Genomic DNA, 26,455 nt, shown 5'->3' on the forward strand with positions numbered 1-26,455 from the left:
AGGGTGGCGCCGGCCGTCTCCGTGGCGCCGGCGGCGAGGGCCGCTCCGGCCGTGGCGCGGGCCGTGGCGGTGGCGAGGGTCTCGGCGGCCGTCGCCGTGCGCGTCATCAGGGTCGCGGCGGCGGCGGGGGCGGTGGCCGGGCGGCGGGTACGGCGGTGGCGGCGGCGGGCCGGGGAGGCCGGGACCGGGGCCGGGGTGGCGAGGGCGGGCCGGGCGCGCAGGTGCCGCGTCTTGGCCACCGCCAGCAGCGCGAGGGCGGCGACCAGCGCGGAGCCCACCAGCGCCGGCGACTCCAGCGCCGGGGACGGGTGCGGGGCGGCGGCGTCCACGGGCGGCGGCGACAGGGGCTCGCTGGTGACCGCCTTGGTGCCGGCCGTGACGGGCTTGGCGTGCTTGCCCTTCTTGGCGGCCTTGTCGGCGTTCGCGGTGGACCCGGTGGTGGGGGCGACGGCCTGGGGCTTGGCCTGTGCCTGGGCGGTGGGCGCCGGGGTGGGGGCCGCGGCCTGCTGGGCCCCGTTGGTGGGCTTCGCGGTGGGCTTGGCGCGGGCGGCCAGCGGGGGAGCCACGATGTTGACCTCGGAGTACGGGATCAACGCCCCGAGCGTGCTGTCGGGCGCCTGGAGCTGCGTGGGGTCGCTGCCGGGGGGGACGATGGGCTCGACCGAGTCCCGCCGGAACGCCTCCTCGCGGGCCTTCTTGTCCAGGCGCTCCTTGATCCGCCACGGGTAGCCGTAGCCGACCACCTTGCTCGTGTCACGTTCCTTGCGCTTGGCGACGCCGCCGTCGATGTTGCCCTCGATCGTGTAGATCGTGTCGCCCTCGACGCGGGTGACGATGCCCACATGGTCGATCTTGTCGATGCTCCGGGAGCCGCTCCAGTCGTAGAAGACGAAGGCTCCCGGCTGGGGCTTGTGCCCCCATGCGTCGTGCTTGCGGAACCACTTGGCGTGACTGACGGTCCAGGCGAACTGGCCCATCCAGTCCTCGTAGCCGAGCTTGTGCGCGGCCCACGAGAGCATCATGTCGCACCACGGCGCGGAGGTGTAGTCGGCGTCGAACTCGACGTTCTTGCCGTACCAGTCGCCGAACTTGGTGTAGGCACCGCCCCTCTCCGAGTAGCCCAGCTGGCCCTCGAGGAGGTCGATGAACTTCCGCATCTCTGGCGTCATCTAGTGCAGAGAAACCTTTCGGGCAAGACCGGGTTAATCACCGCAGCCTGGGGTACTCGGGGTATCCCGGGACGCATGTGACTGTCCGGAGGCCTGTAGTCATCCGTGATGTCGGAGGCTACCGTGACAAAAAGGCAGGTCAAGCACGCGTCAAGCGCGCGTCGCGCGCTCGGCGGTGGGAAGGTGCTGGTCAAGAGCTTGCCAGGTTTGTCCAAAGAACGTGTCGTTTATAGGTAAAAGATCTAGCTCTAGCGCCGAAGATCCCGATTAGATAGAACGTGTTCTAAGATGCGGTCCATGACGATCGACGTCGCCTCCCAGGACGCCCGGCTCGAAGCCCTCTGCGCCCTCGCCCGCGGGACCAGGGACTTCATGGACGCCGTGACCCTCACCGAGGTGGGCGAGGACGAGATCGCCGCCGTCGCCGCCGAGCTGGCCGCCCTGACCGCACGCCTGCGCGCCGCCTCGCGGGAGACCCCGCAGCCGCTGGAGATCGGCGCGGACGGCACCGTACGGCACCTCGGCAACGCCGTCACCGGCGCCGCCAACCCGCACGCGCTGCCCCTGGTGGTGGAGCGCGACCCCGAGGGAGGCGTACGGGCCGACATCGCCTTCCGGGCGCTGCACGAGGGGCCGCCCTCGGCCGTCCACGGCGGCATCAGCGCGATGATCCTCGACCATCTGCTCGGTCAGGCGGTCGCCGCCGCCGGGATGGGCGGCCTCACCGGCACGCTGACCGTCCGCTACCGGGCGACCGTCCCGTACGGCCGGCCGCTGGTGGCCACGGCCGAGCACAGCCGGAGCGAGGGGCGCAAGTCGTGGGCCGACGGGCGCATCGCGCTGCCCGACGGCACCGTCCTGGTGGAGGCGACCGGCCTGTTCATCACTCCGAGCGCCTGGATCGGCCGCCGGCTCCCCTGAGGCCGGCCAGGCGCCCGGTCAGTGCCCGGCGCCGGTCGTCAGTACCCCGCGCCGGTCGTCAGGCCGCCGTCCACGGTGAACTCGCCGCCCGTGCAGTAGCTGGCCCGGTCCGAGGCCAGGAACGCCACCACGTGGGACACCTCCACCGGCTTGGCGAACCGCTTGATCACCATGGACCTGACGAACGCGTCGGCGTCGACCTCGCCCATCATGTCGGGGTTCATGGCCATGGAGGTGTTGATGGCCCCGGGGTGGACGGAGTTGACGCGGATCTTGAATCGGGCCAGCTCCCGCGCCGCCGACTTGGTCACGCCGCGCACCGCGAACTTCGAGGCCGCGTACGCCGACAGCCCCTCGGCGCCGACGAAGCCCTCGATCGAGGAGATGTTCACGATCGAGCCGCGCCCGGCGGCCTTCATCGGCTCGATGACCGACTTGACGCCGAGCCAGGTGCCCCTGAGGTTCACGCTGATCACCCGGTCGAACTCGTCCGGCTCCATGTCCGCGATACGCCGAAATTTCAGTATCCCGGCGTTGTTGACCAGGATGTTGAGCCTGCCGTGCAGCGAGACGGCGGTCTCCACGGCCCGGCCCCACTCCTCCGGGCTCGTCACGTCGTGATGCACGAACGTCGACCCCGTCTCCTCCGCCAGCGCCTTGCCCTCCTCGTCCAGCACATCACCGAAGACCACCTCGGCGCCCTCCTCCCGGAACAGCCGCACGTGCGCCTCGCCCATGCCGCGCGCCCCGCCGGTGATCAGCGCCACCTTGCCGTCAAGCAGTCCCACCACGACCTCCCGCCGCGACCGCCACCGCGGCCGCCTCCATGGACCGGTACACCGGGACGCCGGCCCGCGCGGCGATCCCCCTCACCTCGTCCTCCACGCCCGCGGGCGCGCACTCGCCGTTCCGCGTGACCAGGGTGAACCTGGTACCGGACAGCTCGTCCTGCGCCCGGCCGAGCGCGCGGGCGTACTCCAGCAGCGGCTCGGCCGCGGTGCCGTACGTGAAGAAGCTCTGCACGTTGACGTGCGCGACGACGTCCCGGTACGGCCGGCGGCGCAGGATCGCGGCGACGGCCGAGGGCACCAGGTCCGGCCGGGCGCGTGGCCCGACGGGCACCTCCAGCGGGTTGGCCAGGGTGCTGCCCGCTCCCAGGCCGAGCCCGCGCAGGTCGGCGAGGGCCTCGCCGGGCAGCGGGTCCAGCCGCGTCCCGGCCCGGTCGAACGCGTCGGCCGCGAGGACGCTCGCCCCGCCGCTCGGCCCGATCACCAGCACCCCGTCGCCGGACACGGACCGCGTGCCGTGCGCCTGGAAGAACGACAGCACGCCGATCAGGTCGTCCTGGCTGCCCACCAGCGTGGCGCCGGTCTGCTCGGCCAGCGCCCGCCAGATCCGCCCGTCGCCGACGAGCCCGCCGGTGTGGGAGGCCGCGGCCCGCCGCCCCTGGGCGCTGCGCCCGCCGACCAGCAGCGCGACGGGCAGCGTGGTCGCGGCCAGCGCCTCGTACAGGGCCCGTCCCTCGCGCGGATCCTCCAGATACAGGCCCACGGCCCGCGTCTCGGGGTCGTGCGACAGCCAGCGCAGCAGCTCGGCGGGCGTGACGTCGGCCGCGTTGCCGACCGTGGCGACGCGGCTGAACGCCAGTCCGCGCCGCTCCCCGACCTTGATCACCTCTCCGGCGAGGCCGCCGCTCTGCGAGATCAGCGCGACGTTCCCGGGCGGTCCGAGCCCGCCGCCGGTGAACGTCTGCCGCCCGCGCGGGCAGTACACGCCCATGCAGTTGGGCCCGAGCAGCCGGGTGCCGGCCGCGCGCGCCGCCGCCACCAGCTCGGCCTCCAGCTCGGGCCGTCCCGCCTCGCCGAACCCGCCGCTCATGACCTGCGTGTACGGCACGCCGGACGCCTGCCGTACGACGTCGGCGCATCTGTCGGCGGGCACCGCGACGAGCGCGTAGTCCACGCTGGCCTCCGCCAGCGACGGCACGGCGGGCACCCCGGCCACCTCGGCGGCCTCGGGATGGACGGCGATCACGGGCATCCCCGCGGCCCGGTAGAAGTCGAGGAACATGTTGCCGAAGTTCGGGCGGGTGGTGGAGGCGCCGACCACGGCCACGGCGCGCGGCTCGAACAGCGGCCGGAAGTCCGTCCCCCCGGCGTTCCGCGCGCGTTCGGCTGAGGAGGCGGCCGAGGGGGCGGCTGAGCGGGCGGCGGGCAGGTAGCGGGCGTCCACGGCCACCACGCCCGACGGCGACGCGATCACCGGGTTGGCCTCGAACTCGCCCAGCTCCAGCCGCTCCCACAGCCCTCCCGGCCCGCCCAGCGTCATGAGCAGCTTGACCACCGCGCCGACGTCCACCCCCGGCCGGCCCCGGTACCCGTGCAGCAGCGCCGAGCCGCGCAGCGACGCCAGCATGCGGCGGGCGTCGTCCTCGGAGACCGGGCACAGGCCCAGGGCGGTGTCCCGCAGCGCCTCGGCCCATATCCCGCCCAGCCCGGCCAGCAGCACCGGCCCGAACCCGGGATCGCGCACCAGCCCGGCGATCAGCTCCACCCCGGCCCCGGCCTGCTCCTCCACGAGGAACCCGGCCGGGGTGATCCCGCGCGCCGACAGCGCCTCGCGCATCCGCCGGGCCGCGTCCTCCACCTCGCGGAGCCGCAGGCCGAGCCGTACCGCGCCGGCGTCCGACTTGTGGACGAGCTCCGGCCCGAACGCCTTGAGCACCACGGGTTCGGCCAGCCCCGCCACCGCTTCGGCATCAGGGGCGGTCGTGATCACGACGCCGCGCGGCACCGGCACCCCGGCCTCCCGCAGCAGCGCCTTGGCCTCGTGCTCGGGCACCGGCTGGGGCACGTCCTCGACGGCGGCCATCGCGTCAGCGCTCCAGCAGGCGGTGGAGCTCGCGCCGCAGCAGCTTGCCAGGCCCGCCCGACGCGTCCTGGAAGTGCGGCAGCTCGTCCACCACCAGGATGTGGTCCGGCCGCTGGTGCGCCGGCAGCGTGTCGGCCAGGGCCGCCGCCAGCTTGGCGGAGTCCAGCGTGTGGCCGGCGCGGGGCACCACGGCCAGCAGGATCTCCTGCTCCACGGCCTCCCGGCCCTCGACGTGCGCGGGGACGCCCGCCGCGCCCGCCTCGGCGACGCCGTCCAGCGCCGCGGCCGCCTCCTCGACGGCCACCGGCTGGCTCCAGACGCCGCCCTTGAGTATCGCGTCCTCGCGCCGCCCGAGGACCCGCAGCACCCCGTCGTCGGAGACGGCGCCGAGGTCCCCGCCCACGTACCAGCCGTCGCGCAGCACTTCCGCCGTCCGGCCGGGCAGGCCGTCGTAGCCGGCCATCACGTGCGGGCCCGCGAGGTTGATCTCGCCGATCCCGCCGACCACGCGCTCGCCGGTGGGCCCGGTCACGCGGACCGCGTTGCCGGTGCGGGCCCGTCCGGACGACCCGAGGGGGGTGGAGCCGTCGTCGACGCGGCCCATGCAGGTGTACGGCGCCTCGGTCTGGCCGTAGTAGGAGTAGACGGCGGCGCCGGGCAGGCGGCTCTTGACGCGGTCGAGCATGGTGGCGGTCAGGGGCTCGCCGCCCAGCATGATGACCTCGACGGACGACAGGTCCACGCCCTCGTGCTCGGCCGAGCCGAGCAGCGCCGCGTAGAACGACGGTATCTGGGACACGTGGGTGACCCGCTCGCGCGGCACGACCCGCAGGAAGTTCGCCGGCCCCCAGTCCTGCTCCAGCACCAGCCGCATGCCCGCGTACAGGGCCGGGCCGGCGATGGCCGGGAACCCGATGCCCCAGATGATCGCGCCCGTGCCGAACACCGCATCGGGGCCGCGCGGCACGTCCAGCCAGATCTGGGCCGTGGCCAGCGACGAGGCGTGCGTGTGGACGACCGCCTTCGGCAGGCCGGTCGTGCCCGAGGTGTAGTAGAGGGCGAGCGGGTCGTCGTACGCGCCCTCGATCGGCGGCTCCTCCTCGGACGCCTCCGCGGCCAGCCCGTCGAGATCCACCGTGCCCGGGTCCACCGTGCCCGGGTCCACCCCGCCGTCGCCGGGCCCGCCGACCTTCATCCAGGTGGTCACGCCCGGGAGCGCGGGCCTGATCTCGGCCACGGCCCGCTCCACCGTCGAGTCGTACACGAAGGCCGTGCAGCCCGACTGCTCGACGACCGCGCGCAGCGTGTCGGCGGGCCAGTACGGGTTCAGGGCGGCGGTGACCACGCCCGTCTTGGCCTGCGCCAGGTAGATCTCGGCGACGTGCAGGGTCTCGTTCAGCAGCGCCCCGACCCGCTGACCGGGGGTGATCCCGGCGGCGAGGAGCGCGTGGGCGCGGCGGTTGACGAGCCGGTTGAGCTGGTCGTAGGTGAAACGGCGCTCGCCGCAGTAGGTGAGCGCCTCCCGGTCCGGGGTTCGCAGGGCCCCGGCGGTCAGGATCGCGTGGCCGTAGTTGCCGTAGGGGGATCGCGCCATGGGAGCCTCCGGATCAGCGGTCGAGCTGGGAAGGAGTGCCGGCAATCGGTCAGAGGGGTCGCCGCGTACCCGGACGCGGCGAGGGACGGTCAGAGGGGGGCGTAGAGCACGAAGACGTTGCCCGACGGGTCGCGCAGCACGGCACGCGTCTCGTGCGGCCCCTCCTCGGGCGCGCGCACCACCTCACCGCCACGGGCGGCCAGCTCCCGTACGGCCAGCGCCACGTCGTCCACCCGGTACGAGGGCGCGGCCGTGTCGGCGACCTGCTCGGCGGGCCCGGCCAGCGCCACGGTCACACCGCCGCCGTCCAGCGCCGCGAACCGGTCGCCGTCGCGGAACTTCACCGGCAACCCGTAGAAGGCGATCGCCTGGTCGAGGTCGGCGACGGGGATGAGCACGTTGCCGAGCTTCCCGAGCACGCTCACAGGGGTCTCCAATGCGGTAGGTCGTCCAGGAACGTCACCCGCACCGGCATCCCGATGCGGACCTCATCCGGCGCGCAGCCGACGACCTGCCCGAACACGCGGGCCCCTTCCGGCAGGTCCACCCAGGCCAGCACGTACGGCTCCCGTCCCCGGTAGCCGGGCGCGAACGACCGGTGCACGACCGTGTACGTGTGCACCACGCCGTCGCCGGAGACCGGCTCGAAGACGAGCCCGTCACCGCCGCACCACGGGCAGTCCGCCTCGGGGAGGTGGACACGCCGTCCGCAGTCCGTACAGCGCTGGACGACCAGCTCGCCGCGCCTGCAGGCGGCCCAGTAGGCGGAGGTGTCACCGGTCATCGCTTGCCAAGCTAGCGCACGCTTGGTTGCCCGACAAGGGCGCGACGGCAGCCCCGGGACCGTCGACTGGTGCCCGGCCGCCGGCGCGCCCGGATCGGCGACCGCCGGATCAGTGGTTTCCGGCGGTCCCGAGGGCCCCGGACGGTGGCACCCCGTCGCCAGGGGGCACCTGCGGGTCCGGAGGAGAGACCGCGGGGTCTCCTCGGGACTCGGAGAGGGGGACGGGGTCGCCGGGCCGGGGGCCGGGCGGGGCGACGGCCCGGCCGGGCGTCGGCGCGGGGCTCGCCGTGGCCGTGGGGGAGGGGGTGGGCGTGGGCGGCGGGCAGGGACCGCCGTCCACCTCGACCTCGCTGATCTGCGGCCCGTTGTCCGCCGCGGGCTCCGTCAGCACCATGAGGCCGAAGTGCGCCCGCGTGCCGCAGGGCACGTCGCCGAGGTCGCGCAGCACCCCGCTCGTGTACACGGTCTCGCCGGTCAGGGTGCGCGTCTCCCGGGCGACCGTACGGGCCGGTCCGTCGCCGTCGCGCCGCGTGTACGCGATGCGCAGCCGTACCGGGCCGGTCCCCTCGGCGGACACCCGTACCGAGCCCGCCGAGCCGCTCCATCCCACGATGCCGGCGGAGCGGACGACCGGCGCGGTGGCCGGGGAGCTCGGCGAGGTCGGCGAGGGCACGCCCGGCGTGGGCCTCGCGGACGTGACGGGCCCGGGAGAGGCGGGGGCGGTGGTGACGGGGCTCACGGGAGCCGGTGTGACCGGACGTGACGCGACCGGACGTGACGGGGCGGTACGTGGGGACGGTGGGCGTGAGGAGGCGGGCGCGGACGGGCGGTCCGTGCCGGTGGCCTTCCGGCGGGCCGGGTCCGTGGCGTCGCCGGACGTGGACCGTTCGGGCGCCTCGGGCTGCGGCATCAGCACCGTGCCCGGGTCGCGCGCCAACCGGCCGCCCGACGCCGCGACCGCGATGGCCATGACCGTCACGGCCGCGCCCGCGATCCACAGGTGGGGCGGCAGCTTCGGCACCCTCAGGAGCCGGTCGCGCAGCGGCCGGTCCCGCCGGGAGGCGCGGCCGGTCGTCGCCGAGCCGGACGGGGCCAGCGGGAAGCGCAGCGCGAGCAGTGTGGCCAGCTCCGCCAGCTGACGACGGCCCCGTTTCTCCCAGTCGGGCCCGTAGCCCGCGACCGCGTCCTCCTCCAGCTCCGCCGCGAACCGCCGCGCCGAGGCGTACCGCTCCGCCGGGTCCTTGGCCAGGCCGCGCCGCAGCAGGTCGCGCAGCGTGTCGGGCACCACCTCCAGCGGCACGGGCTCGGCCAGGTGCAGGTCGCGCAGCTCCAGCACGCCGCCGGCCCGGAACGGAGGCCGTCCCTTCACGGTCTCGAACAGCAGGCACGCCGCCGCGTACAGGTCGGCGGGCGGCCCGGCGGCGCCCCGCGTCCACAGCTCCGGCGCCATGTACGGCGGGCTGCCGGCGGGCACCCCAGGCTCCTCGGCGTGGACCACGACGCCGAAGTCGCCCAGCTTGGCCGTGCCGTCGGCCTGGACGAGGACGTTCTCGGGCTTGACGTCCCGGTGCGCCACCCCGCGCTCGTGGGCCGCGGCGAGCGCCAGCAGGGTGGCCTTCAGCACGGCGAGCGCCGCCTCCGGGCTCGCGTGGCCGTGCTCCGACAGCAGGGCGCGCAGCGGGACGCCGTCGACCAGCTCCATCACCACGGCCGCCCGGGCCGGCGTCTCGACGTACTCGTGCAGCTTGACCACGTGCGGGTCGTCGATCTCGACGAGGGCCGGGGCGTCCACCCGGAAGCGCTCCATGAACTCGGCGTCCCGGCGCAGGGTGGCGTTCAGGTACTTGATCGCCACGTAGGCGCCGGTGGTCTGGTAGGTGGCGAGGAACACGCGGCCGGTGTGACCGCCGCCGAGCTGGCGCACTTCCCGGTACCCAGGGACCAAGTCCAACCCCCATCACGCGAGCCTTCTCCGGTTCGACGGTCTCACCCGGGGCGCGGGTTGTCACGACTGGCGATATTTCGCCCATGGTTGTGCTGGCGTCACTCGGGGTGGCGGGTGGGGCTCGTGTACGCTGGACCTGCTCCCAAGCAAGCGCTCGGCTAACTGGAGGCCAGGGTGGACCGCGAGGCTGTGCTCGTGATGGAGATGCAGAGGGGCGTCATCGGCGATCTCACGAAATTTCCGGATCTGGTGACGGCGTGCCGGCTCCGTGACGTCGTCCCCAACGCGGCGGCGGTCCTGGACGCGGCCCGGGCGGCCGGGCTCCCCGTCGTCCACTGCACCGCCGCCTTCCGGGCCGACCGGGCGGGCTCCCACACCGGCAACTGCCCGTTCATCGTCTCCCTGCTCGACGACCCCGCCCACATGCTGGAGGGCACCCCGGCCGTCGAGGTGCTGCCGGAGCTGCGCGAGCCCGGCGACCTGGAGAGCCGCCGGTACCACGGCTTCTCGCCGTTCACCGGCACGTCCCTGGACATGACGCTGCGGTCGCTGGGCGTCTCGTCGGTGGTCGCCGTCGGCGTGTCGCTGAACCTGGGCATCCCTGGGCTGGCCCTGGAGGCGGTGAACCTCGGCTACCGGGTCACGGTGGTCACAGACGCGGTCGCCGGGATACCGGAGGAGTACGCGAGGGCCGTGCTGAAGCACACGGTCAGCCTTCTCGCGACCCGAGTGACGGCGGACCGGCTGGTGGAGCGCTGGAAGGCCGACGACGGGACGGCCGGGGAGGTACGGCGATGACGGAGGAGGGCAAGCCGGACGGGGCCGAGACGCAGGGGACGGTGACGGACGGGACGGTGACGGACGGGACGGTGACGGACGGGACGGTGACGGACGGGACGGTGGCGGGAAGCGGGCTGATGGAGGGGCTGCGGCTCGACGGGCGGACGGCGGTGGTGACCGGGGGAGCGGGGGCCATCGGCGCCGCCGTCGCCGGCGACCTGACCGCCCTGGGCGCCCGCGTCGTGGTGGCGGACGTGGACCTGGAGGGCGCGGGCAGGGTCGCCGCCGGCCTGGCCCGGGCCGTCCCCCTGGGCGTGGACCTCGCCGTACCGGAGTCGGTGGAGCGGTTCTGCCTCGCGGCCGGCGACCTGGGCCTGGACGTGGACATCCTCGTCCACAACGCGGGCGTGTCCATCGTGGAGCCGTTCACCGAGAGCGACCCGGCGGCCTGGGAGCTCATGTGGCGGGTGAACCTGCGCGGCCCGATGCTGATGACCAAGCTGCTCCTGCCGGGGATGCTGGCGCGGGGCTGGGGGCGGCTGGTGTTCGTCTCCTCCGACGGGGCGCGGGCCGGCTCGGGCGGCGAGGGCGCGTACGCGGCGACGAAGGCGGGGCTGTTCGGGCTGGCCAAGACCCTCGCCAGGGAGGCGGCACGGGCGAACGTCACCTCCAACGTGGTCTGCCCGGGCCCCACCGACACGCCGATGCTGCGCCGCGTGGCGGCCGCCGAGCCGGGCCTGGTCGAGAAGATCTCCAGGGCCGTCCCGCTGCGCCGCCTCGGGACGCCCGCCGACGTGGCGGGCCTCGTCGCGTACCTGTGCACGGACCGCGCCGCCTACATCACCGGGCAGACCCTGTCGGTGAGCGGCGGCGTGACCATGCACTGAGGACGGCGCAGGGAGGACGGCGCAGGGAGGACGGCACAGTGGGGACGGCACAGTGGGGACGGCACAGTGGGGACGGCGGCGTGGTCACAGGGACCGGTAGACGGCCTCCGTGAGCCGGTACGCGCGCAGGCTGCCGGAGACGGCGTCGGCCATCCGGTTCATGACGTAGGCGGCGGCCAGGCCGTGCTCGGGGTCGCCGAACCCGACGAAACCGCCGAGACCGGTGTGGCCGAACGCGGTCGCCGACGGGACGAAGAACGTCGACGCCGGGCGCATGTAGCCGAGGCCGAAGGAGCTGTCCAGGTGCAGGACCCGGTCCGGACCGCCGACCCGGGGGCGGAGGGCGTCCCGGAGCGTCTCGGGGCGCAGGAGGTCGCCGGCGAGCAGCGAGCGGTAGAAGCCGGCCAGGGCGCGGGCCGTGGTGACGAGCCCGGCGGCGGGCCAGCCGGCGCGCATGATGACGGGGTGGTTGGCGCCGCCCTTGAGCCGCTGCATGGACGGGTTGCCGAGCGCCCGGTTCATGAGGCTCTGCGGATCGCCCACCGCCCTGGCCATCCGGCCGAAGGCCCCACCGTCGTCGGACGCCCCGGCCAGATCGCTGAGGGCGCTCGCGGAGGGCGCGTCTCCCGTCGCCGGGCTGTCAGTCGCCAGGCTGCCCGGCGCGAGGCTGTCGGGTGCCGCGGTCTCGGGTGCCGCGGTGTCGGGCGTCGAGGTGCCGGGCGCCGGGCTGAGGGGGGCGCGGGGGCCGTCGCCGCCGGCCGTCAGACGGGCGGCCCGGGCCAGCACCGGGTCGGGGGCGCCCATCCACAGGTCCAGCCCGAGCGGGCCGGCGATCTCCGCCGCGACCAGCTCGCCCACCGACTTGCCGGCCACCCGCCGCACCACCTCGCCCACCAGGAACCCGTACGACAGCGCGTGGTAGCCGTGCGCCGACCCCGGCTCCCACAGCGGCCGCTGCCCGGCCAGGCGGGCGGCGATGGCCGGATGGTCGCCGAACTCCTCCACGGGCACCGGGTCCTCCACCACCGGCAGCCCCGCCGCGTGCGTGAGGAGGTGCTCGACGGTGACGCGCTCCTTGCCCTCCGCCGCGAACTCCGGCCACACCTCCGCCACCGGCGCGGCCACGTCCACCAGCCCCCGCTCGGCGAGCTGGAGCAGGACGGTGGCGGTGACCGCCTTGGTGCAGGAGTACGCGTACACCGGGGTGTCCTCCTGCCAGGCGCGTCCGGTGTGACGGTCGGCGACGCCGCCCCACAGGTCCACCACCGGCTCGCCGTCCAGGTACACGGCGAACGCGGCACCCTCCTCCTCGCCGTCGGCGAAGTGCCGCTCGAACACCTCACGCACGCGCGAGAACCGGGGATCGCAGCGCATCGGACCTCCTCGTCACGTCATCCCGAACGGGCACGCCTCTCCGGACGCGTCCACGCCCCTCCTGAAAGGAAGCGCTTACTTGGTTGCCGAGCCTAACAACTGGGGCCGTTTCGGCCCAGCGGACCAGCGTGGGACCCTCAACCTCCTCACCCCCGGCGCCGTCCTGGACGCCCTCCGCTCGGCCACGACGGGTGAGGTCCTCAGCCTGGCCCTGCCGATCAGGGGATCCACCTCCTCGCCCGCCCCCGGCACCGTCCCGCACCTGAGGGGGCGGCCGTTGCCGCAGCACTTCATGTCCGTGGACGGCGGCGACTACGCGGCGGGGGCGCGGCCGGTCGGCGCGGGGCTGCGGGTGGCCGACGATGCGCTGATCGTCTCCCACCACGGCACGACCACCCACATGGACGCGCTGTGCCACATGTGGTCGGGCGACGAGCTGTACAACGGCCACCCGGCCGCCCGGGTGCGCTCCTACGGGGCCACGCGCTGCGGCATCGAGCAGGTGGGCGGGGTGGTGGGGCGGGGTGTCCTGTTCGACGTGGCCCGGCATCTGGGCCTGGACCACCTGCCGGCCGGGCACCGGATCACGCCGGAGGAGCTGGAGGCGGCCGGGCCGGAGCTCCGGCCGGGGGACGTCGCGGTGATCCGTACCGGCTGGCCCGCGGTGTGGGAGCGGTCGCGGGAGGAGTACTGGTCGGGCCAGCCGGGCCTGTCGGCCGCCGCCGGGCGGTGGCTGGCGGCGCGGGACGTCGCGGTGGTGGCCTCGGACAACGCGGCGATCGGCGGCCTGGACGAACGCCAGCTCGCGGGGGAGGGCCTGGCGGACGACCTCCACCTCATCCTGCTGCACCGGCACGGCGTCCATCTGGTGGAGATGCTGTGGCTGGAGGAGCTGAGCGCCAGGGGCCGCGCGGACTTCGTCTTCGTCGCGGCCCCGCTCCGGATCGAGGGCGGCACCGGCAGCCCTCTCAACCCCCTGGCCGTCCTCTGACGCCCGCCCGCCCGTCCGGCGGTTGCCGGTCGCGGGCGGCTCAGGGTGGTGGGGGCGGTGCGGGCGCCGGGTGCGGGTGCGTCAGGTGCCGGGGTAGTTGCCGCCGCCGTGGGTCCGGTCCAGGGCGTCGTAGTCCGGGGTGAAGCCGCGCTTGGGGATCGCGTCGGCGAACACCACGTCACGGGGCTTCTTGTACGAGGCCAGCAGGCCCTTGACGTGCGCCACCAGCTCCTCGGCCGTCACTGTGGCGTCCGGGGCCAGGACCACCACGGCCCGGACCGCCTGGTGCCAGCGCTCGTCCGGGACGCCGATGACCGCCGCGTCCGCCACCGCCGGGTGCGTCTTGACGGCCCGTTCGACCTCGGCCGGGTAGACGTTCTCGGCGCCGGACTTGATCATGCGGAGCCGGGGGCCGATGAAGGTGATCGAGCCGTCGGGCTCGCGGCGGCCGAGGTCACCGGTGTGATGCCACCCATGAGCGAACTTCACCGCATTTAATTCTGGTCGGGCGAAATATCCGGAAAAGAGGGACTTGCCGCGCGCACAGATCTCGCCCACCTCCCCGACCGGCACCTCGCCGCCGTCCGGCGCCAGGATCCGCACCTGTACGAGCGGCGACGGCCGCCCCGCGAACCCCGCCGCCCCGGGAGCCAGCCCCAGGAACGTGAGCATGCCGCCCACCTCCGTCTGCCCGTACCCGCCCATCCCGGACCGGCACCACGGCGAGTCGTCCACGGTGATCAGCTCGTCCCACTCCGCCGAGTGCGCGACGAACCGCAGCGACGACAGGTCGTACTTGCCCTGCGGCCGGACCGCCAGCACGGCGTCGATCATCTGGCCGAACAGGAACGCCTGCGTGACCCGCTCGGCGTCGATCAGCCGGCACACCTCCTCGGGATCGAACGCGGGCGTGAACACGTTCGTCCCCCCGATCTGCAGCGTGGCCAGGCAGAACATCATCGTGCCCACGTGGAACAGCGGCCCGCTGTTGAGGAAGGTGAACCCCGGCTCCATCTGGCGGATCACGAGCAGCGCGGCGCTGTGGGCGACCAGGGCGGCGCTGCTGAGCAGGGCGGCGTTCGGGCGGCCGTCGAAGGCGGCGGTGTAGAGGGCGAGCGCCGGCTCGGTGTCGGCGACCTGCGGGAAGTCGCGGACCAGGCCCTCGGCCACGAGCTCCTCGTACGCCTGGCCGGCCCGCACCCACACGGCCCCGGATGTGGCCGTCGCCTCATGCACGGCCGTCGTCGCCTCCGACGGCTCCCAGACCACCACGCGCGGCGTCAGGTCCTCCACCACGAAGCGCAGCTCGTCGGCCGACTGCCGCCAGTTCGCCGGGCAGAGGACCGCCCCGATGCGGGAGCAGGCCAGCAGGAGCTCCAGCACGGCGTGGGAGTTCTGCCCGAGCCAGAGGACGCGCTCGCCGGGCGTGACGCCGCGCGCCGCCAGGGCGTCCGCCAGGCGCGTGACCCGCTCGTCCAGGGCGGGGTAGGTGAGCCGGACCTCGCCGTCCACGACCGCCGTCGTCCCGGGACGGCTGCGGGCGTGCTCGGCGAGGACGTCCGAGAGGGTCAGGCTGTGGATCATCGCGCCTCCTGGGGGGTGGTCGCCCGCCGCCGGGCCGGCGCGCGGGCCGTACGGACTGGTGTGCGGGGCCGGTCAGGCGAAGGCGGGCATGACCTCGGAGGCGAAGAAGCGCATGACCTTCTTCATCTCCTCCAGCGGCATGGGCCGGGTGCTGCCGAAGTCGCACAGCAGGTTGGCGAAGCCGGCGTCGCGCAGCAGCGTGATCTGCTCGACCACCCGCGCCGGGTCGCCGATCACCTCCAGTTGCTCCCACCGGAAGTCGGCCGACACGCTGCCGCCCTTGAGGTAGCGGTCCTGGTAGTACTCGAAGCCCTGCGCGGCCCTGCCCGTCCTCGGGTCGATGGGGGCGCTGCCCTCGTTGAAGATGCGCGAGCGGTCGAAGGCCGCCTCGAACCTGGCCTGGTCCTCGCGCGCCTGCTCGGCGGTCGGGGCCACGTACACGCTGCGCGCCACGACCAGTTCGGCGTCCGCCCCGCGCCCGGCGCGGGCGGCGGTGTCCCGCCACGTCTCCGCCGCCTTGACGACCTTGCGGAACGGCGCGGCGGGGTCGGCCAGGATGGGCAGCCCGCGCTCGGCGTACATGGTGACGGTCTGCGGCGACACGGCGGCCACGTGCAGCGGCGGGTGCGGGTCCTGGAGGGGACGCGGCGTGAGCGACACCTCGGAGCCGGTCCGGTAGAACTTGCCCTCGTGCCGGAACGACTCCCGCGTCCAGAGGCCCAGGATGACCTCCAGCGCCTCGTTGAAGCGGTCGCGCGCCTCGGCCAGGTCCACCCCGAAGCCCTCGAACTCGAAGCTCTGGTACCCACGGCCGATGCCCAGGTCCAGGCGCCCGCCGGAGAGCACGTCCACCTGGGCGGCCTCCTCGGCCACGTGGACGGGGTTGTGCAGCGGCAGCACCACGATCCCGGTGCCCAGGCGCAGGCGGGAGGTGCGGGCGGCGGCGTGGGCGAGCACGGTGAAGAGGTTGGGCGCCACGCCGTAGTCGCGGAAGTGGTGCTCGGCCAGCCTCACCCCGTCGAATCCCAGCTCCTCGGCCAGCTCGATGAGCTCCAGATGGTAGTCGTAGACGTCCTTGAAGCTCTGCCCGTCGAACCGGTGGAAGAGGTGGAAGGTTGAGAACTTCATGCGGCGGCCTCTCGGAGGGATAAACCAAGCGCTCGCTTGGGAGCGTATCAGGTCCGTTCCCGCTTGAGACCCCGCCGTGTGCAGGTTTCCTCAGCCGAGGGCGGTGATCAGGCCCATCGCCAGCGCCGTCCGCTCCGGGATGTGCCCGACGAGCACGTGCTCGTCGCGCGCGTGCGCGCCGCCGCCGACCGCGCCCATGCCGTCCAGCACCGGCCGGCCCAGCGCCGAGACGAAGTTGCCGTCGCTGGCGCCGCCCACCGAGATCTCCTCCAGCGCGAACCCGAGGCCCGCCGCCACCGACTGCGCCTCCTTGAACAGCCGCTGCGAGGCCGGGTTCTGGGTCATCGGCGGCCGGTTCCAGGCGCCGGAGACCGAGACCGTGATCCGCGGGTCGACCGCCCGCACCGCGGCGAACGCCTCCTCGACGCGGCGCATCTCCGCCGGCTCGCTGACCCGCACGTCGACGCCCGCCGTGGCACGACCGGCCGCGACGTTGCGGCCGGTGCCGCCGCTGACCAGGCCGACGTTGACCGTGGTGCCGCGCTCGGGCGCGGCCGCCGCCGTGACCTGCGCGATGACCTCGGCCAGCGCGTGGACGGCGCTCGCGCCCGCTTCGGGGTCGAGGCCCGCGTGCGCCTCGATCCCGGTGATGCTCACGTCGAACAGCCCGACGCCCTTGCGCGCCGTCTTCAGCGCGCCGCCTCCCGACGCCTCGAACACCAGCGTCGCCAGGGCGTCCTCGCCGGCCGCCTCGATGGAGGAGCGGGAGAACGGGCTGCCGATCTCCTCGTCGCCGTTGAACAGCAGCCGCACCGACGGATGCGGCAGGCCCAGCTCACGCAGCCCGCGCAGCGCCCAGACCGACTGCACCAGCCCCGTCTTCATGTCGAACACGCCCGGCCCCGTCGCCCTGCCGTCCGCCACGGTGAACGGCCACTCGGCGAGGGTGCCCGTCGGCCACACGGTGTCGTAGTGGCTGAGCATGAGCACGGTGCCCGGGGCGGTGCCCTCGTAGGTCAGCTCCAGCACGTCGCCGTGCTCCCCGCCGTCGTGCAGGGCGACCCGGTCCGGCGTGCCCAGCCGCTCGGCCACCAGTGCCCGCACGCCCCCGAGGCCGGCGGTCAGCATGGCCTTGTCGTAGCTGTGGGTCTCCAGCTCGACGAGCATGCGCAGGTCGTCGAGCATGGCGGGCAGAGCCTGCCGGGTCCACTCGGAGATCGACACTGGAGTCCTCTCTGCGGCTGAGCCGCCCTTCGGAGGTCAGGACGCGGCGGTGGCCGGCTCCCGCAGCGGCAGGCGCACCTCGAACCACGTCTCGCCGGGCACCGACCGCACCTTGATCTCGCCGCCGTGGCGCCCGGCGACGATCCGGTACGAGATGTCCAGACCGAGCCCGGTGCCCTGGCCTACGTTCTTCGTGGTGAAGAACGGCTCGAAGATGCGGTCCTTGATCGCGTCCGGGACGCCGGGGCCGGTGTCGCCGATCTCCACGATCGCCTCGTCCTCGTCGTGCGCGGTGCGGATCGTCAGCGTGCCCTCCTCGCCCATGGCGTCGAGGGCGTTGTGGATGAGGTTGGTCCACACCTGGTTCAGCTCGCCGCCGTAGGCCGGGATCGGCGGCAGTGTCCGGTCGTAGTCGGTGACCACGCTGATGCCCGGCGCGATCTTCCCGCGGAAGATCGCGACCGTGCTGTCCAGCAGGTCGTGCACGTCGCAGATCTGGAACGGCGCCCGGTCCATCTGGGAGTACTGCTTGGCCGAGCGGATCAGCGAGGCGATGCGCTCGGTGGCCTCGGTCACCTCGCCCAGCATCTGCGAGATCTCCACCGCCTCCGACAGCCAGCGCAGCGCGGCCGGCGCGTGCTCGTCGCCCACCTTCCTGCGGATCTTGTCCAGGTGCTGCGGGCCGAACCCGGCCTGGACCAGCGCTGGCGCCAGGTCCCAGGCGCCCTCCAGGCCCAGCTCCTCCAGCGCCTCGCCGAGCGTGTCCTCGGCGTCGGAGATCTCCAGGGGGCTGCGCGGCGGCAGCTTGCCCAGGGCCTCGGTGCAGCTCTCCTGCATCTCGATGAGCGCGCGCAGCCGCTCCGGCGGTATGCCGTTCTCGGCGAGCTGCGCCAGCTCCACCCGGGACGACCTGATCAGCGAGCGCAGCTCGCCGACCGCGCGGACGGCCGCGGCGGCCGGGTTGTTCAGCTCGTGCGTGAGCCCGGCGGTGATCGTGCCGAGGGCCGTCAGCCGCTGCCGCCGGTCGATGACCTCCCGCTGCATCCGGCCGCCCGACACCATGCCGTCGAGCAGGTGCATCGCCATCGGGAACCACTCGGTCACGATGTGCGCGAACTTCTTGGCCGGCAGCAGGAACATCCGCGTCGGCGCCGTGGCCCGCAGCGAGTTCTGGTAGTACTGCGGCGCCCGGTCGCCCAGGTAGGCCGACGTCGCCCCGCCGTACACGCCGGGCTGGGAGGTGCGCGGCATCGCGACCGTGCCGGCGCTCACGGTCTCCTGGAGCATCTGGATCTCGCCCTCGATGAGCACCGCGAAGCACTCGGCGGGCTCGCCCTGCCGGATGATCAGATCGTCGGTCGCGTACGAGAGGACCTGGCCGCTCATGGCCAGCTTGGTGAGCTGCTCGTCGCTGAGCCGCTCGAACAGGAACAGCTTGCGCAGCTCGTCTATGTCGATCGTGGTGGTGGTGGTCACTGCTTCTCCAGGTAGCGGTGCACGAGCGCGACGGCCATCGCGCCCTCCCCGACGGCCGAGGCGACCCGCTTGATCGACTCGGCGCGCACGTCGCCGGCGGCCAGCACGCCGGGCACGTTGGTCTCCAGGAAGTACGGCTCGCGCCGCAGCGTCCAGTTGCGCGGGCGCCGGCCGCCCTGCACCAGGTCGGGGCCGGTCAGCACGAAGCCCTTGGCGTCGCGCTCGACGGTGTCGCCCAGCCAGGAGGTGTACGGCTCGGCGCCGATGAACACGAACAGCCACTGCGTGTCGACGGTGTGCTCCTCGCCCTTCGTGCTGAGCGTGAGCTGCTCCAGGTGCCCATCGCCGCGGCCGGCGACGACATGGGTCTGGGTGTGGACCTCGATGTTGGGGATCGCGTCGATCTGCTCGATGAGGTAGTGGGACATGGACCTCTCCAATCCATCACCTCTCACCAACAAATGGACCTTGCTCGCGAATCCCGACAGGTAGACGGCGGCCTGACCGGCCGAGTTGGCCGCGCCGACGATGCAGACCTCCAGGTCCTTGCACGAGGGCGCCTCGGTGAGCGCGGCGCCGTAGAAGACGCCCCTGCCGACGAACTCGTCCAGGCCCGGGGCCTCCAGGCGGCGGTAGGTCACGCCGGTGGCCAGGATCACCGCATGCGCCGCGATCTCGCCCCCGTCCTTGAAGCCGACCACGCGGGCCTGGCCGCGCGGCTCCAGGTGGGTGACCTTGCGCGCCGTCAGCAGCTCCGCGCCGAACTTCAGCGCCTGCCGGCGGGCCCGGTCGGCGAGCTGCTGGCCGGAGACGCCGTCGGGGAAGCCGAGGTAGTTCTCGATCCGGGAGCTCTGGCCCGCCTGCCCGCCGGAGGCCTGTGCCTCGACCAGCACCGTGTTGAGCCCCTCGGAGGCGCCGTAGACCGCCGCGCCCAGCCCGGCCGGCCCGCCGCCGACCACGATGAGGTCGTAGAAGTCGGTGGCCGGGGTGGTCGACAGCCCCACGGCCGTGGCCAGCGTGGACTGATCGGGCGCCTGGAGCGACACGCCGTCGGCCGTGACCACCAGCGGCAGGTGGCACTGCTCGCCGACCGCCGCGACGAGCTGCGCGCCCTCCGGGTCCTCGGCCAGCAGCCACTGGTACGGGACGTGGTTGCGGGCCAGGAAGTCGCGCACCCGGTAGGACGGGGCGGACCAGCGGTCGCCCACCACCCGCAGCTCCGCCACCTCCACCCGGTCGGTGCGGTGCCAGGCGTCGAGCTGGCCGTCGATCACCGGGTAGAACTTCTCCTCCGGCGGGTCCCACGGCTTGAGCAGGTAGTGGTCGAGGTCCACCACGTTGATCGCCTGGATGGCCGCGTCGGTGTCGGCGTAGGCGGTCAGCAGCACCCGGCGCGCGTACGGGTACATGTCCATGGCCGCTTCGAGGAACTGCACCCCGTTCATCTGCGGCATGCGGTAGTCGGCGAGGATCGCCGCCACCTCGTCGCCGCGCAGGCGCATCTCCTTGACGGCCTCGATGCCCTGGTCCGCCGCCTCGGCGCGGACGATCCGGTAGCTCTGGCCGTAGCGGCGGCGCAGGTCACGGGCGACCGCCCGCGACACGCCCGGATCGTCGTCCACCGTCACGATGACCGGCTTGTCCATGGCCCTGCCTTCCCCACGAAAGTTCTCAAAAGAAGCATGTCATGCGAAACCGGCCCACCGGCACGTCGGCGCCGGTGGACCTCCGAGGGCCGCTGTCAGGCGATGACCCGGCTCTCGCCGCCGTCCACCAGCAGCGAGACGCCGTTGACGAACGAGGCCCGCTCGCTGGCGAGGAACGCCACCACGTCGCCCACCTCCTCCGGCCGGCCGATGCGGCCCACCGGCACCTGCGCGGCCCGCCCCGCCAGGGCCTCGTCGCCGCCCGCCAGCTCGCGCAGCCGGTCGGTGGCGATCGGGCCCGGCATCACGTTGGTGACCAGCACGCCGTCGCCGCCGACCTCGCGGGCCAGCGTGCGGACGATGCCGGCGACGGCCGAGCGGGTGGCGTTGGACAGGGCCAGGCCGTCGAGCGCCTCGCGCGCCGACCGGCTGGTGACCGTGACGATCCGGCCCCAGCCGCGCGAGCGCATGTCGGGCAGCACCGCGTGGATCAGGCGGACCGTGCCCAGCAGGTTCCGCTGGATGGCCACCTCCCACTCGTCCAGGCCCTTCTCGGTGAACCGGCCGGCGGGCGGCCCGCCCGCGTTGGCCACCAGGATGTCCACCGGCCCCAGCACGTCACGCGTCTCGGCCGCCACGCGGGCGGCGGCGGTCGGGTCCTCCACGTCGGCGAGCACGGCGTGCACCACGCCGCCGAACTCCTGGAGCGCCACCACGGCGTCGGCCAGCCGCTCGGGGTCGCGGGCCGCCACGCAGACGTCGCATCCCTCCCGCGCCAGGCTTCTGGCGGCGGCCAGGCCGATGCCCGCGCTGCCGCCCGTGACGAGTGCCACCTTGCCCTCGATACCGAGATCCATGAGGCCGACTATAGGAGCTCGGGCGGCCGGGACCGCGGCAGGTCAGGCCGGTCGCAGGCGCCCGGACGGGCCGGCGAGCCCCGATGTGACGGTTTCGGGCGAGCAGGACGGGTGGAAAAGGTGGGGCAGAAGTGATGGGCTTGGGCGATGGCGAGAAATCTGATCCTGTCAGGAGGCCCGTTCCACGACTTCGACGCCACCTCGGCCGCCATCGCCGAGACGCTCGCGGAGGTCGGGATCGAGTCGGAGATCACCGAGGACATCGCCGGCGCGCTCAGTGAGCCCTCCGAGACGCAGCTCATCACCGTCAACGCGCTGCGCTGGCGGATGGACCAGGACCGCTTCGCCGACCTGCGCGACCAGTGGCGCTTCGAGCTGCCCGCGCAGGCCCGCACGACGCTGCTGGACCACCTGGAGCGCGGCGGCGGTCTGCTCGGCATGCACGCCGCGTCCATCTGCTTCGACGACTGGCAGGGCTGGCCGCGCGTGCTGGGCGGCTGCTGGACCTGGCCCAAGTCGCACCACCCGCCGCTCGGCTGGACCGGGGTGCGGGTGAGCGGTGAGCATCCGATCGTGGAGGGGCTGCGCGACTTCGACGTGGTGGACGAGGTCTACAGCGACCTGGAGGTGCTGCCCGACGTGCGGCCGCTGGCCTCCGCCGACGGGCAGCCTCTCGTGTGGGCGCGGCCGGTACGGCGGGGGCGCGTGGTCTACGACGCGCTCGGCCACGACACCCGCTCCTACGACAACGAGATCCACCGCACGCTGCTGCGGCGGGCCGCGCTGTGGCTGCTGAAACGGCCGGTCACGGTCAGCGAGTAGGGCGCAGGAAGTCCCCGATCTCGCGGGCCAGCTCGCCGGGGATCTCCTCCGCCATGTGGTGGCCGCTGTCCACGGGGTGCCCGCGCACGTCGTCGGCCCACGACCGCCAGACCGCCAGCGGGTCGCCGTACAGGTCCTCCATGTCGTCCTTGGAGCCCCACAGGAACAGCATCGGGCAGCGCACCCGCCGCCCGGCCGCCCGCGCCGCGTCGTCGGCGTCACGGTCGACGCCCAGGCCCGCCCGGTAGTCCTCGCACATGGCGTGCACCACCTCCGGGTCGTGCAGCGCCCTGCGCAGGTCTTCGTACGCCTCGGGGCCCATGTGCTCGGCCGTGTACCGGTACCAGGCGTCCGGGTCGGCGTTGATGACCCGTTCGGCGGGCTTGTCGGTCTGGCCGAGGAAGAACCAGTGCCACCAGCTCGCGGCGAACCCGGCGTCGCAGCGGGCCAGCGCCTCGCCGATCGGCACCGCGTCCAGGACGATGAGCCGGCTGACGGCGTCGGGATGGTCCACGGCCAGCCGGTGGGCGACGTACGCGCCCCGGTCGTGGCCCGCGACGGCGAACCGCTCGTGGCCCAGCTCCCGCATGAGGGCGATCATGTCGCGGGCCATCGCCCGCTTGGAGTACGGCTCGTGGTCGGCGGTGGTGGGGGGCTTGGAGGAGCGGCCGTAGCCCCGCAGGTCGGGGCAGACCACGGTGTGGTGGGGGGCGAGCTCGGCCGCCACCCGGTGCCAGGTGGCGTGGGTGCGGGGGTGGCCGTGGAGCAGCAGCACCGGGCTGCCGGCGCCGCCGTGCCGGACGAACAGCTCGGCCTCGCCCACGTCGATCCTGCCTGTCGTGAAGTCATCGAACATGGGGGCGCTCCTACCCCTGCGCCGGGCCTCGATCCGTCTCGCCGGCCTCCTCGGAGGCATCGTGGTCCGGGCCGGTGCCGAAACGGCGGGCGGACTCCGACTCGTGGGCCATGCGGCGCAGCGTGTCGAGCGCCCTGCCGTACAGGACCGTGCCCAGCACCAGCGCCTCCACGGCGCTCTCCCGGGGGCCGTCGAACGGGATCGTGTCCATGTCGTCCTCGGCGATGCGTCCCGCGGCGTCGGCGAAGCGCTTCAGGTCGGTGGACATGCCGAGCCGGCGCAGCGTGACGAGCGTCTGGGCCAGCTCGGCGCGGGTGGGGGCGTGCGGCGTGAGCGTCCAGCCCTGCTCGGCGACGAGCCGGTCGCTCTCGGCCAGGGCGGTCTCCCACAACTCGCCGGGCTCGGGCTCGACGGCCGGGCCGAGCGCGTAGTGGGCGGTGCCGAGCACCCGGTGCACGGGCAGCGTCTCGTCCTCCACGGCCTCGACCACCTGCTTGATGGCGGCCACGGGCAGCCTGCCGATCTCCAGCAGGGCCCGGATCAGCCGCAGCCGGCGCAGGTGGGAGTCGTCGTACTCGGCGCGGGTGGCGGCGAGCTGCTCGCCCTGGTGCAGCAGGCCCTCACGCAGGTAGTACTTGATCGTCGCGATGGCCACGCCGGAACGGGCGCTCAGCTCCGAGATGCGCATCCTTGGACAATAGCGCTATCCAGTTCGGGCGAAGGTCCGTGCCGCATGCGCCAGGTCGTCCGCGTCGGCCTGGCATGGGCCTGGCATCGGCCCGCATGACAGGCCGAGATTGCCGAGCAAGCGCTTGTCTAAAGAACGATGGCGCGTTAGCGTGTCGGCGAGCACCGCAGACGTCGCCCGCCGGTCCGGATCGCGCCCCGTCCCGGCGGGCGACCGCACCACCCGCGACCCGCACCCGCCGCGTCTGGGAGGACGTCCATGCAGCCGTTCGCCGGACGCGCGGCCGTGGCGGGAGTGGGGATGACCGCGCTGACGCGCGAGTCCGGCCGCACCGTGCTGGACCAGGCGGTCGAGGCGTGCCGTGCCGCCTGCGCCGACGCCGGCGTCGCGCCCGCCGAGGTGGACGCCGTCCTCAGCTACCACATGAACGACTCGGCGCCGGTCGTCCAGGTCGCCCGCGCGCTCCGGATCGAGCGCCTGGGCTGGCACAACGACATCGCCGGCGGCGGCACGCAGGCCGCCTCGATCCTCGGGGACGCCGCGATGCTGGTCCACGCCGGGCTGGCCCGCAACGTCCTCGTCTACCGGGCGCTCAACGGCCGCTCCGGCAGGCGCATGAACACCGTCTCCACCGGCCCGCAGGAGCGCTTCACGTACGGCATGGCCGGGCCGATCCCGCTGTTCGCCCTGGCCGCCACCCGCTACCTGCACGACACCGGCCTCACCGAGGAGCACCTGCACGCGGTCGTCGCCCAGTCGCGCGACAACGCCGCGGCCAACCCCCGGGCGCTGCGCCGGGAGCCGCTGGACCTCGGCGGCTACCTGGCCAAGCCGTACGTCTGCACGCCGTTGCGCGCCGCCGACTGCTGCCAGGAGACCGACGGCGCGTGCGCGCTGCTGGTCAGCGGGGTGCTCGGCGGGCCGCGCGTGCGGGCCGTGGTGCGCGGGGGAGGACCGGGCTGCTCGGCGATGGACCGCGCGCCCGACGTCACGGCGATCTTCTCGGCGTACGTGGCGCCCATGCTGTGGGAGGCGTCGGGCATGCGGCCCTCGGACGTGGACGCGGCGCTGCCCTACGACGCCTACTCGTGGCTGGTGCCCCGGCAACTGGAGGACTTCGGCCTGGTCGAGCGGGCCGACCTCGGCGCGTACCTGCTGGAGCGCCGGCACGCGTGGGTGAACCCGCACGGCGGGCTGCTGTCGGAGGGGTACGTGCACGGCCTCAACAACGTGGCGCAGGCCGTGCGGGAGCTGCGCGCCGGCCGCGAGGCGGCGCTGGTGACGGGCTTCGGCGGCGGCTACGGCAGCGCCGCGATCCTGACTTCATGAAAAATCCTGAAATGCTCGGGGATCTCCCGACATGAAGGGGATGTTCCATCATCCCCTGACACAGGAGGCCGACCATGGGGACCGCCCGTGGATGACGACCGGAAAACCCGGTTCGAGGCCGTATATGAGCAGACATATGAGCAGATCCTCGGATACGCCGTGCGCCGCTGCGACTCGCCGGAGGACGCGGCCGACGTGGTGTCCGAGACGTTCGCCGTCGCCTGGCGCCGCGTCGACGCGCTGCCGCCCGGTGACGAGGCCCGGCTGTGGCTGTACGGCGTGGCCCGCAACGTGCTGGCCAACCACCGCCGCGGCGCGGCCCGGTGGCGCCTCGTCGCGCTCGACGACGACGTGGCCGACCTCTACGGCCACTCGCCGGAGGCGCGGGCCGAGCTGAGTGTGATCACCCGCGCCTTCGCGGGGCTGTCCGAGGACGACCGGGAGCTGCTGTCCCTGGTCGCCTGGGAGGGGCTCGGCAGCAAGGAGATCGCCCAGGTGCTCGGCTGCTCCCGCAACGCCGTCCGCATCCGCCTGCACCGGGCGCGCAAGCGCTTCTCCAAGGCGCTCGCCGTCGCCGGTGTCAACGCCCACCGTTTCGCCGTGGAGGCTGTATGAACGAGCTCAGCGACCTGGCCCGGGTCCGCGACGAGGAGCTGGCCGGCCGGGCGTCCGGCGCGGGGGCGCGGGCGCTGCTGGCCTCCGTCACGGCCACCGATCCGGCCGACCTCCTTGACCCGGCCACCGTGCCCGGCGCCGGGAGGGGGCGGCTGCGCACCAGGCCCATGGTCGTGGGCACGCTGGCGGCCGCCGCACTCGCCGCCGCGATCGTGATCGGCCCCAGCTTCGTGGACACCGGCTCGGGCCCCGCCACCTCCTACGCCAACTCCGCCATCGAGATCGAGCGGCGCGGCGGCTCGTGGATCGCCAAGGTCCGTGACCCGTTCGCCGACCACGCCCTGTACGGGGAGGCGTTCCGGGCGGTGGGCGTGGACCTCGACATGGAGCTCGTGCCCGTCACACCCGACCGCGTCGGCGAGATCGTCCAGTTCGGCGGCCAGGACACGAACGACAAGGCCATCGGCGGCGGCGCCGAGCCCGAGGGGTGCACGATCGGTCAGGAGGGCTGCTTCATGGTCGTCAGCGTGGAGGAGGGCTTCACCGGTCACGGCACGCTCAAGTTCGGCCGCCCGGCCAGGCCCGGCGAGGTGTACCAGTCGCACGGCCCGGCCACGAGGAAGGGCGGGATGCTGGCCGGAGTCCGCGTGGACGAGCGCCCGGTGCGCGAGGTCCTCGCGGAGGTGCGCAGGCGCGGCCTCAAGGCGGTGTTCCAGATCATCGAGCCGAACCCCGGCGGCGACGGCTACGGCATGAACCCGGCCAGGCAGTCGGAGAAGGTCGGGGGCGACTGGATCGTCTGGGAGGCCGAGGCGCATCAGGAGGGCGTCGTGCGCCTGCTCGTGTCGGAGAAGCGGGTGGCGAAGAACCCGGTCTACGGCGGTCCCAAGCCCCGGCAGGACACGAGCGAGTGA

24 protein-coding genes are annotated in these 26,455 nt (G+C 73.8%); 8 read left to right on the plus strand and 16 right to left on the minus strand.

Features of this window, described 5'->3' with window-relative positions:
- Nucleotides 1–1,169: CHAP domain-containing protein (locus tag MTP10_RS38600; RefSeq protein ID WP_310716463.1), on the minus strand; the 1,169-nt coding region annotated here is incomplete at its 3' end.
- 297 nt (nt 1,170–1,466) lie between these two features.
- Between MTP10_RS38600 and MTP10_RS38605 the strand changes: the two genes are divergently transcribed.
- Nucleotides 1,467–2,090 carry a PaaI family thioesterase gene (locus MTP10_RS38605; RefSeq protein ID WP_310716465.1) on the plus strand — a complete coding sequence of 208 codons (624 nt, stop codon included), beginning with the start codon at nt 1,467–1,469 and terminating at the stop codon, nt 2,088–2,090.
- A gap of 38 nt (nt 2,091–2,128) precedes the next feature.
- On the opposite strand, the gene MTP10_RS38610 is transcribed toward MTP10_RS38605, so the two are convergent.
- The 6 genes from MTP10_RS38610 to MTP10_RS38635 form a co-directional block, all read right to left on the minus strand.
- Nucleotides 2,129–2,878, minus strand: a complete 750-nt coding sequence (locus MTP10_RS38610; RefSeq protein ID WP_310716467.1) for a glucose 1-dehydrogenase — start codon at nt 2,876–2,878, stop codon at nt 2,129–2,131.
- A complete protein-coding gene (locus MTP10_RS38615) occupies nt 2,865–4,961 on the minus strand; it encodes an acetate--CoA ligase family protein (protein WP_310716469.1) in 2,097 nt (698 codons plus the stop codon). The genes MTP10_RS38610 and MTP10_RS38615 overlap by 14 nt, the downstream gene beginning before the upstream one ends.
- 4 nt (nt 4,962–4,965) lie before the next feature.
- Nucleotides 4,966–6,555 carry a class I adenylate-forming enzyme family protein gene (locus MTP10_RS38620; protein ID WP_310716471.1) on the minus strand — a complete coding sequence of 530 codons (1,590 nt, stop codon included), beginning with the start codon at nt 6,553–6,555 and terminating at the stop codon, nt 4,966–4,968.
- 89 nt (nt 6,556–6,644) lie between these two features.
- Nucleotides 6,645–6,980, minus strand: coding sequence for a VOC family protein (locus MTP10_RS38625; protein ID WP_310716472.1), 336 nt, complete (start codon nt 6,978–6,980; stop codon nt 6,645–6,647).
- A complete protein-coding gene (locus MTP10_RS38630) occupies nt 6,977–7,339 on the minus strand; it encodes a Zn-ribbon domain-containing OB-fold protein (protein ID WP_310716473.1) in 363 nt (120 codons plus the stop codon). The genes MTP10_RS38625 and MTP10_RS38630 overlap by 4 nt, the downstream gene beginning before the upstream one ends.
- Nucleotides 7,340–7,448: 109 nt before the next feature.
- Complete coding sequence (locus tag MTP10_RS38635) at nt 7,449–9,284, minus strand: protein kinase domain-containing protein (protein ID WP_310716475.1); 1,836 nt, start codon at nt 9,282–9,284, stop codon at nt 7,449–7,451.
- 174 nt (nt 9,285–9,458) lie between these two features.
- Between MTP10_RS38635 and MTP10_RS38640 the strand changes: the two genes are divergently transcribed.
- Together MTP10_RS38640 and MTP10_RS38645 are read left to right on the plus strand one after the other, a co-directional pair.
- Entirely contained in the window at nt 9,459–10,082 is a 624-nt protein-coding gene (locus tag MTP10_RS38640; RefSeq protein WP_310716477.1) for an isochorismatase family protein, read from the plus strand.
- A 119-nt stretch (nt 10,083–10,201) separates the two neighbouring features.
- A complete protein-coding gene (locus MTP10_RS38645) occupies nt 10,202–10,951 on the plus strand; it encodes an SDR family NAD(P)-dependent oxidoreductase (RefSeq protein ID WP_310716564.1) in 750 nt (249 codons plus the stop codon).
- Between the two features lie 84 nt (nt 10,952–11,035).
- Here the strand turns inward: MTP10_RS38645 and MTP10_RS38650 are convergent, their stop codons facing one another.
- Nucleotides 11,036–12,325, minus strand: a complete 1,290-nt coding sequence (locus tag MTP10_RS38650; protein ID WP_310716479.1) for a serine hydrolase — start codon at nt 12,323–12,325, stop codon at nt 11,036–11,038.
- 79 nt (nt 12,326–12,404) lie between these two features.
- Here MTP10_RS38650 and MTP10_RS38655 point away from each other — a divergent pair, with 79 nt between their 5' ends.
- On the plus strand, nt 12,405–13,316 hold the full coding sequence (locus MTP10_RS38655) for a cyclase family protein (RefSeq protein WP_310716481.1): 912 nt from the start codon (nt 12,405–12,407) through the stop codon (nt 13,314–13,316).
- A gap of 81 nt (nt 13,317–13,397) precedes the next feature.
- On the opposite strand, the gene MTP10_RS38660 is transcribed toward MTP10_RS38655, so the two are convergent.
- From MTP10_RS38660 to MTP10_RS38685, 6 genes are all read right to left on the minus strand, one after another.
- Entirely contained in the window at nt 13,398–14,900 is a 1,503-nt protein-coding gene (locus MTP10_RS38660; RefSeq protein ID WP_310716483.1) for an AMP-binding protein, read from the minus strand.
- Between the two features lie 72 nt (nt 14,901–14,972).
- On the minus strand, nt 14,973–16,028 hold the full coding sequence (locus tag MTP10_RS38665) for an LLM class flavin-dependent oxidoreductase (protein WP_310716484.1): 1,056 nt from the start codon (nt 16,026–16,028) through the stop codon (nt 14,973–14,975).
- Between the two features lie 90 nt (nt 16,029–16,118).
- Nucleotides 16,119–17,213 (minus strand): M20 family metallopeptidase, encoded by a 1,095-nt coding sequence (locus tag MTP10_RS38670; RefSeq protein ID WP_310716566.1) that lies wholly within the window; start codon nt 17,211–17,213, stop codon nt 16,119–16,121.
- Nucleotides 17,214–17,288: 75 nt separating this feature from the next.
- Nucleotides 17,289–18,728: an ATP-binding protein gene (locus MTP10_RS38675; protein WP_310716485.1), complete on the minus strand. Its 1,440-nt coding sequence runs from the start codon at nt 18,726–18,728 to the stop codon at nt 17,289–17,291.
- Nucleotides 18,725–20,374 carry an FAD-dependent oxidoreductase gene (locus MTP10_RS38680; protein ID WP_310716486.1) on the minus strand — a complete coding sequence of 550 codons (1,650 nt, stop codon included), beginning with the start codon at nt 20,372–20,374 and terminating at the stop codon, nt 18,725–18,727. Before MTP10_RS38680 ends, MTP10_RS38675 begins: the two co-directional genes overlap by 4 nt.
- A gap of 95 nt (nt 20,375–20,469) precedes the next feature.
- A complete protein-coding gene (locus MTP10_RS38685) occupies nt 20,470–21,231 on the minus strand; it encodes an SDR family oxidoreductase (protein ID WP_310716487.1) in 762 nt (253 codons plus the stop codon).
- A gap of 147 nt (nt 21,232–21,378) precedes the next feature.
- Here MTP10_RS38685 and MTP10_RS38690 point away from each other — a divergent pair, with 147 nt between their 5' ends.
- Complete coding sequence (locus MTP10_RS38690) at nt 21,379–22,053, plus strand: ThuA domain-containing protein (RefSeq protein WP_310716488.1); 675 nt, start codon at nt 21,379–21,381, stop codon at nt 22,051–22,053.
- On the opposite strand, the gene MTP10_RS38695 is transcribed toward MTP10_RS38690, so the two are convergent.
- Entirely contained in the window at nt 22,043–22,909 is an 867-nt protein-coding gene (locus MTP10_RS38695) for an alpha/beta hydrolase (RefSeq protein WP_310716489.1), read from the minus strand. The two genes, MTP10_RS38690 and MTP10_RS38695, sit on opposite strands and share 11 nt — an antisense overlap.
- A gap of 10 nt (nt 22,910–22,919) precedes the next feature.
- Complete coding sequence (locus tag MTP10_RS38700; protein ID WP_310716490.1) at nt 22,920–23,597, minus strand: MerR family transcriptional regulator; 678 nt, start codon at nt 23,595–23,597, stop codon at nt 22,920–22,922.
- 258 nt (nt 23,598–23,855) lie between these two features.
- Between MTP10_RS38700 and MTP10_RS38705 the strand changes: the two genes are divergently transcribed.
- The 3 genes from MTP10_RS38705 to MTP10_RS38715 all read left to right on the plus strand — a co-directional run bounded on the left by MTP10_RS38705 (nt 23,856) and on the right by MTP10_RS38715 (nt 26,455).
- Nucleotides 23,856–24,926 carry a thiolase C-terminal domain-containing protein gene (locus tag MTP10_RS38705; RefSeq protein ID WP_310716492.1) on the plus strand — a complete coding sequence of 357 codons (1,071 nt, stop codon included), beginning with the start codon at nt 23,856–23,858 and terminating at the stop codon, nt 24,924–24,926.
- 87 nt (nt 24,927–25,013) lie between these two features.
- The gene (locus MTP10_RS38710) at nt 25,014–25,541 is read left to right on the plus strand and encodes a sigma-70 family RNA polymerase sigma factor (RefSeq protein ID WP_310716494.1); all 528 of its coding nucleotides are present in this window, start codon (nt 25,014–25,016) and stop codon (nt 25,539–25,541) included.
- Nucleotides 25,538–26,455, plus strand: a complete 918-nt coding sequence (locus MTP10_RS38715; RefSeq protein WP_310716496.1) for a hypothetical protein — start codon at nt 25,538–25,540, stop codon at nt 26,453–26,455. Before MTP10_RS38710 ends, MTP10_RS38715 begins: the two co-directional genes overlap by 4 nt.

Origin of the sequence: Nonomuraea sp. 3-1Str (assembly GCF_031570565.1) — a bacterium.
Classification (GTDB): Bacteria; Actinomycetota; Actinomycetes; order Streptosporangiales; family Streptosporangiaceae; genus Nonomuraea.

Coding starts and splice junctions, on each gene's coding strand:
- MTP10_RS38605 (WP_310716465.1), top strand. CDS start 1,467: ATGACGATCGACGTCGCCTCCCAGGACGCCCGGCTCGAAGCCCTCTGC.
- MTP10_RS38615 (WP_310716469.1), bottom strand. CDS start 4,961: ATGGCCGCCGTCGAGGACGTGCCCCAGCCGGTGCCCGAGCACGAGGCC.
- MTP10_RS38620 (WP_310716471.1), bottom strand. CDS start 6,555: ATGGCGCGATCCCCCTACGGCAACTACGGCCACGCGATCCTGACCGCC.
- MTP10_RS38630 (WP_310716473.1), bottom strand. CDS start 7,339: ATGACCGGTGACACCTCCGCCTACTGGGCCGCCTGCAGGCGCGGCGAG.
- MTP10_RS38645 (WP_310716564.1), top strand. CDS start 10,202: ATGGAGGGGCTGCGGCTCGACGGGCGGACGGCGGTGGTGACCGGGGGA.
- MTP10_RS38650 (WP_310716479.1), bottom strand. CDS start 12,325: ATGCGCTGCGATCCCCGGTTCTCGCGCGTGCGTGAGGTGTTCGAGCGG.
- MTP10_RS38660 (WP_310716483.1), bottom strand. CDS start 14,900: ATGATCCACAGCCTGACCCTCTCGGACGTCCTCGCCGAGCACGCCCGC.
- MTP10_RS38665 (WP_310716484.1), bottom strand. CDS start 16,028: ATGAAGTTCTCAACCTTCCACCTCTTCCACCGGTTCGACGGGCAGAGC.
- MTP10_RS38670 (WP_310716566.1), bottom strand. CDS start 17,213: ATGCTCGACGACCTGCGCATGCTCGTCGAGCTGGAGACCCACAGCTAC.
- MTP10_RS38680 (WP_310716486.1), bottom strand. CDS start 20,374: ATGGACAAGCCGGTCATCGTGACGGTGGACGACGATCCGGGCGTGTCG.
- MTP10_RS38685 (WP_310716487.1), bottom strand. CDS start 21,231: ATGGATCTCGGTATCGAGGGCAAGGTGGCACTCGTCACGGGCGGCAGC.
- MTP10_RS38690 (WP_310716488.1), top strand. CDS start 21,379: ATGGCGAGAAATCTGATCCTGTCAGGAGGCCCGTTCCACGACTTCGAC.
- MTP10_RS38695 (WP_310716489.1), bottom strand. CDS start 22,909: ATGTTCGATGACTTCACGACAGGCAGGATCGACGTGGGCGAGGCCGAG.
- MTP10_RS38700 (WP_310716490.1), bottom strand. CDS start 23,597: ATGCGCATCTCGGAGCTGAGCGCCCGTTCCGGCGTGGCCATCGCGACG.
- MTP10_RS38705 (WP_310716492.1), top strand. CDS start 23,856: ATGCAGCCGTTCGCCGGACGCGCGGCCGTGGCGGGAGTGGGGATGACC.
- MTP10_RS38715 (WP_310716496.1), top strand. CDS start 25,538: ATGAACGAGCTCAGCGACCTGGCCCGGGTCCGCGACGAGGAGCTGGCC.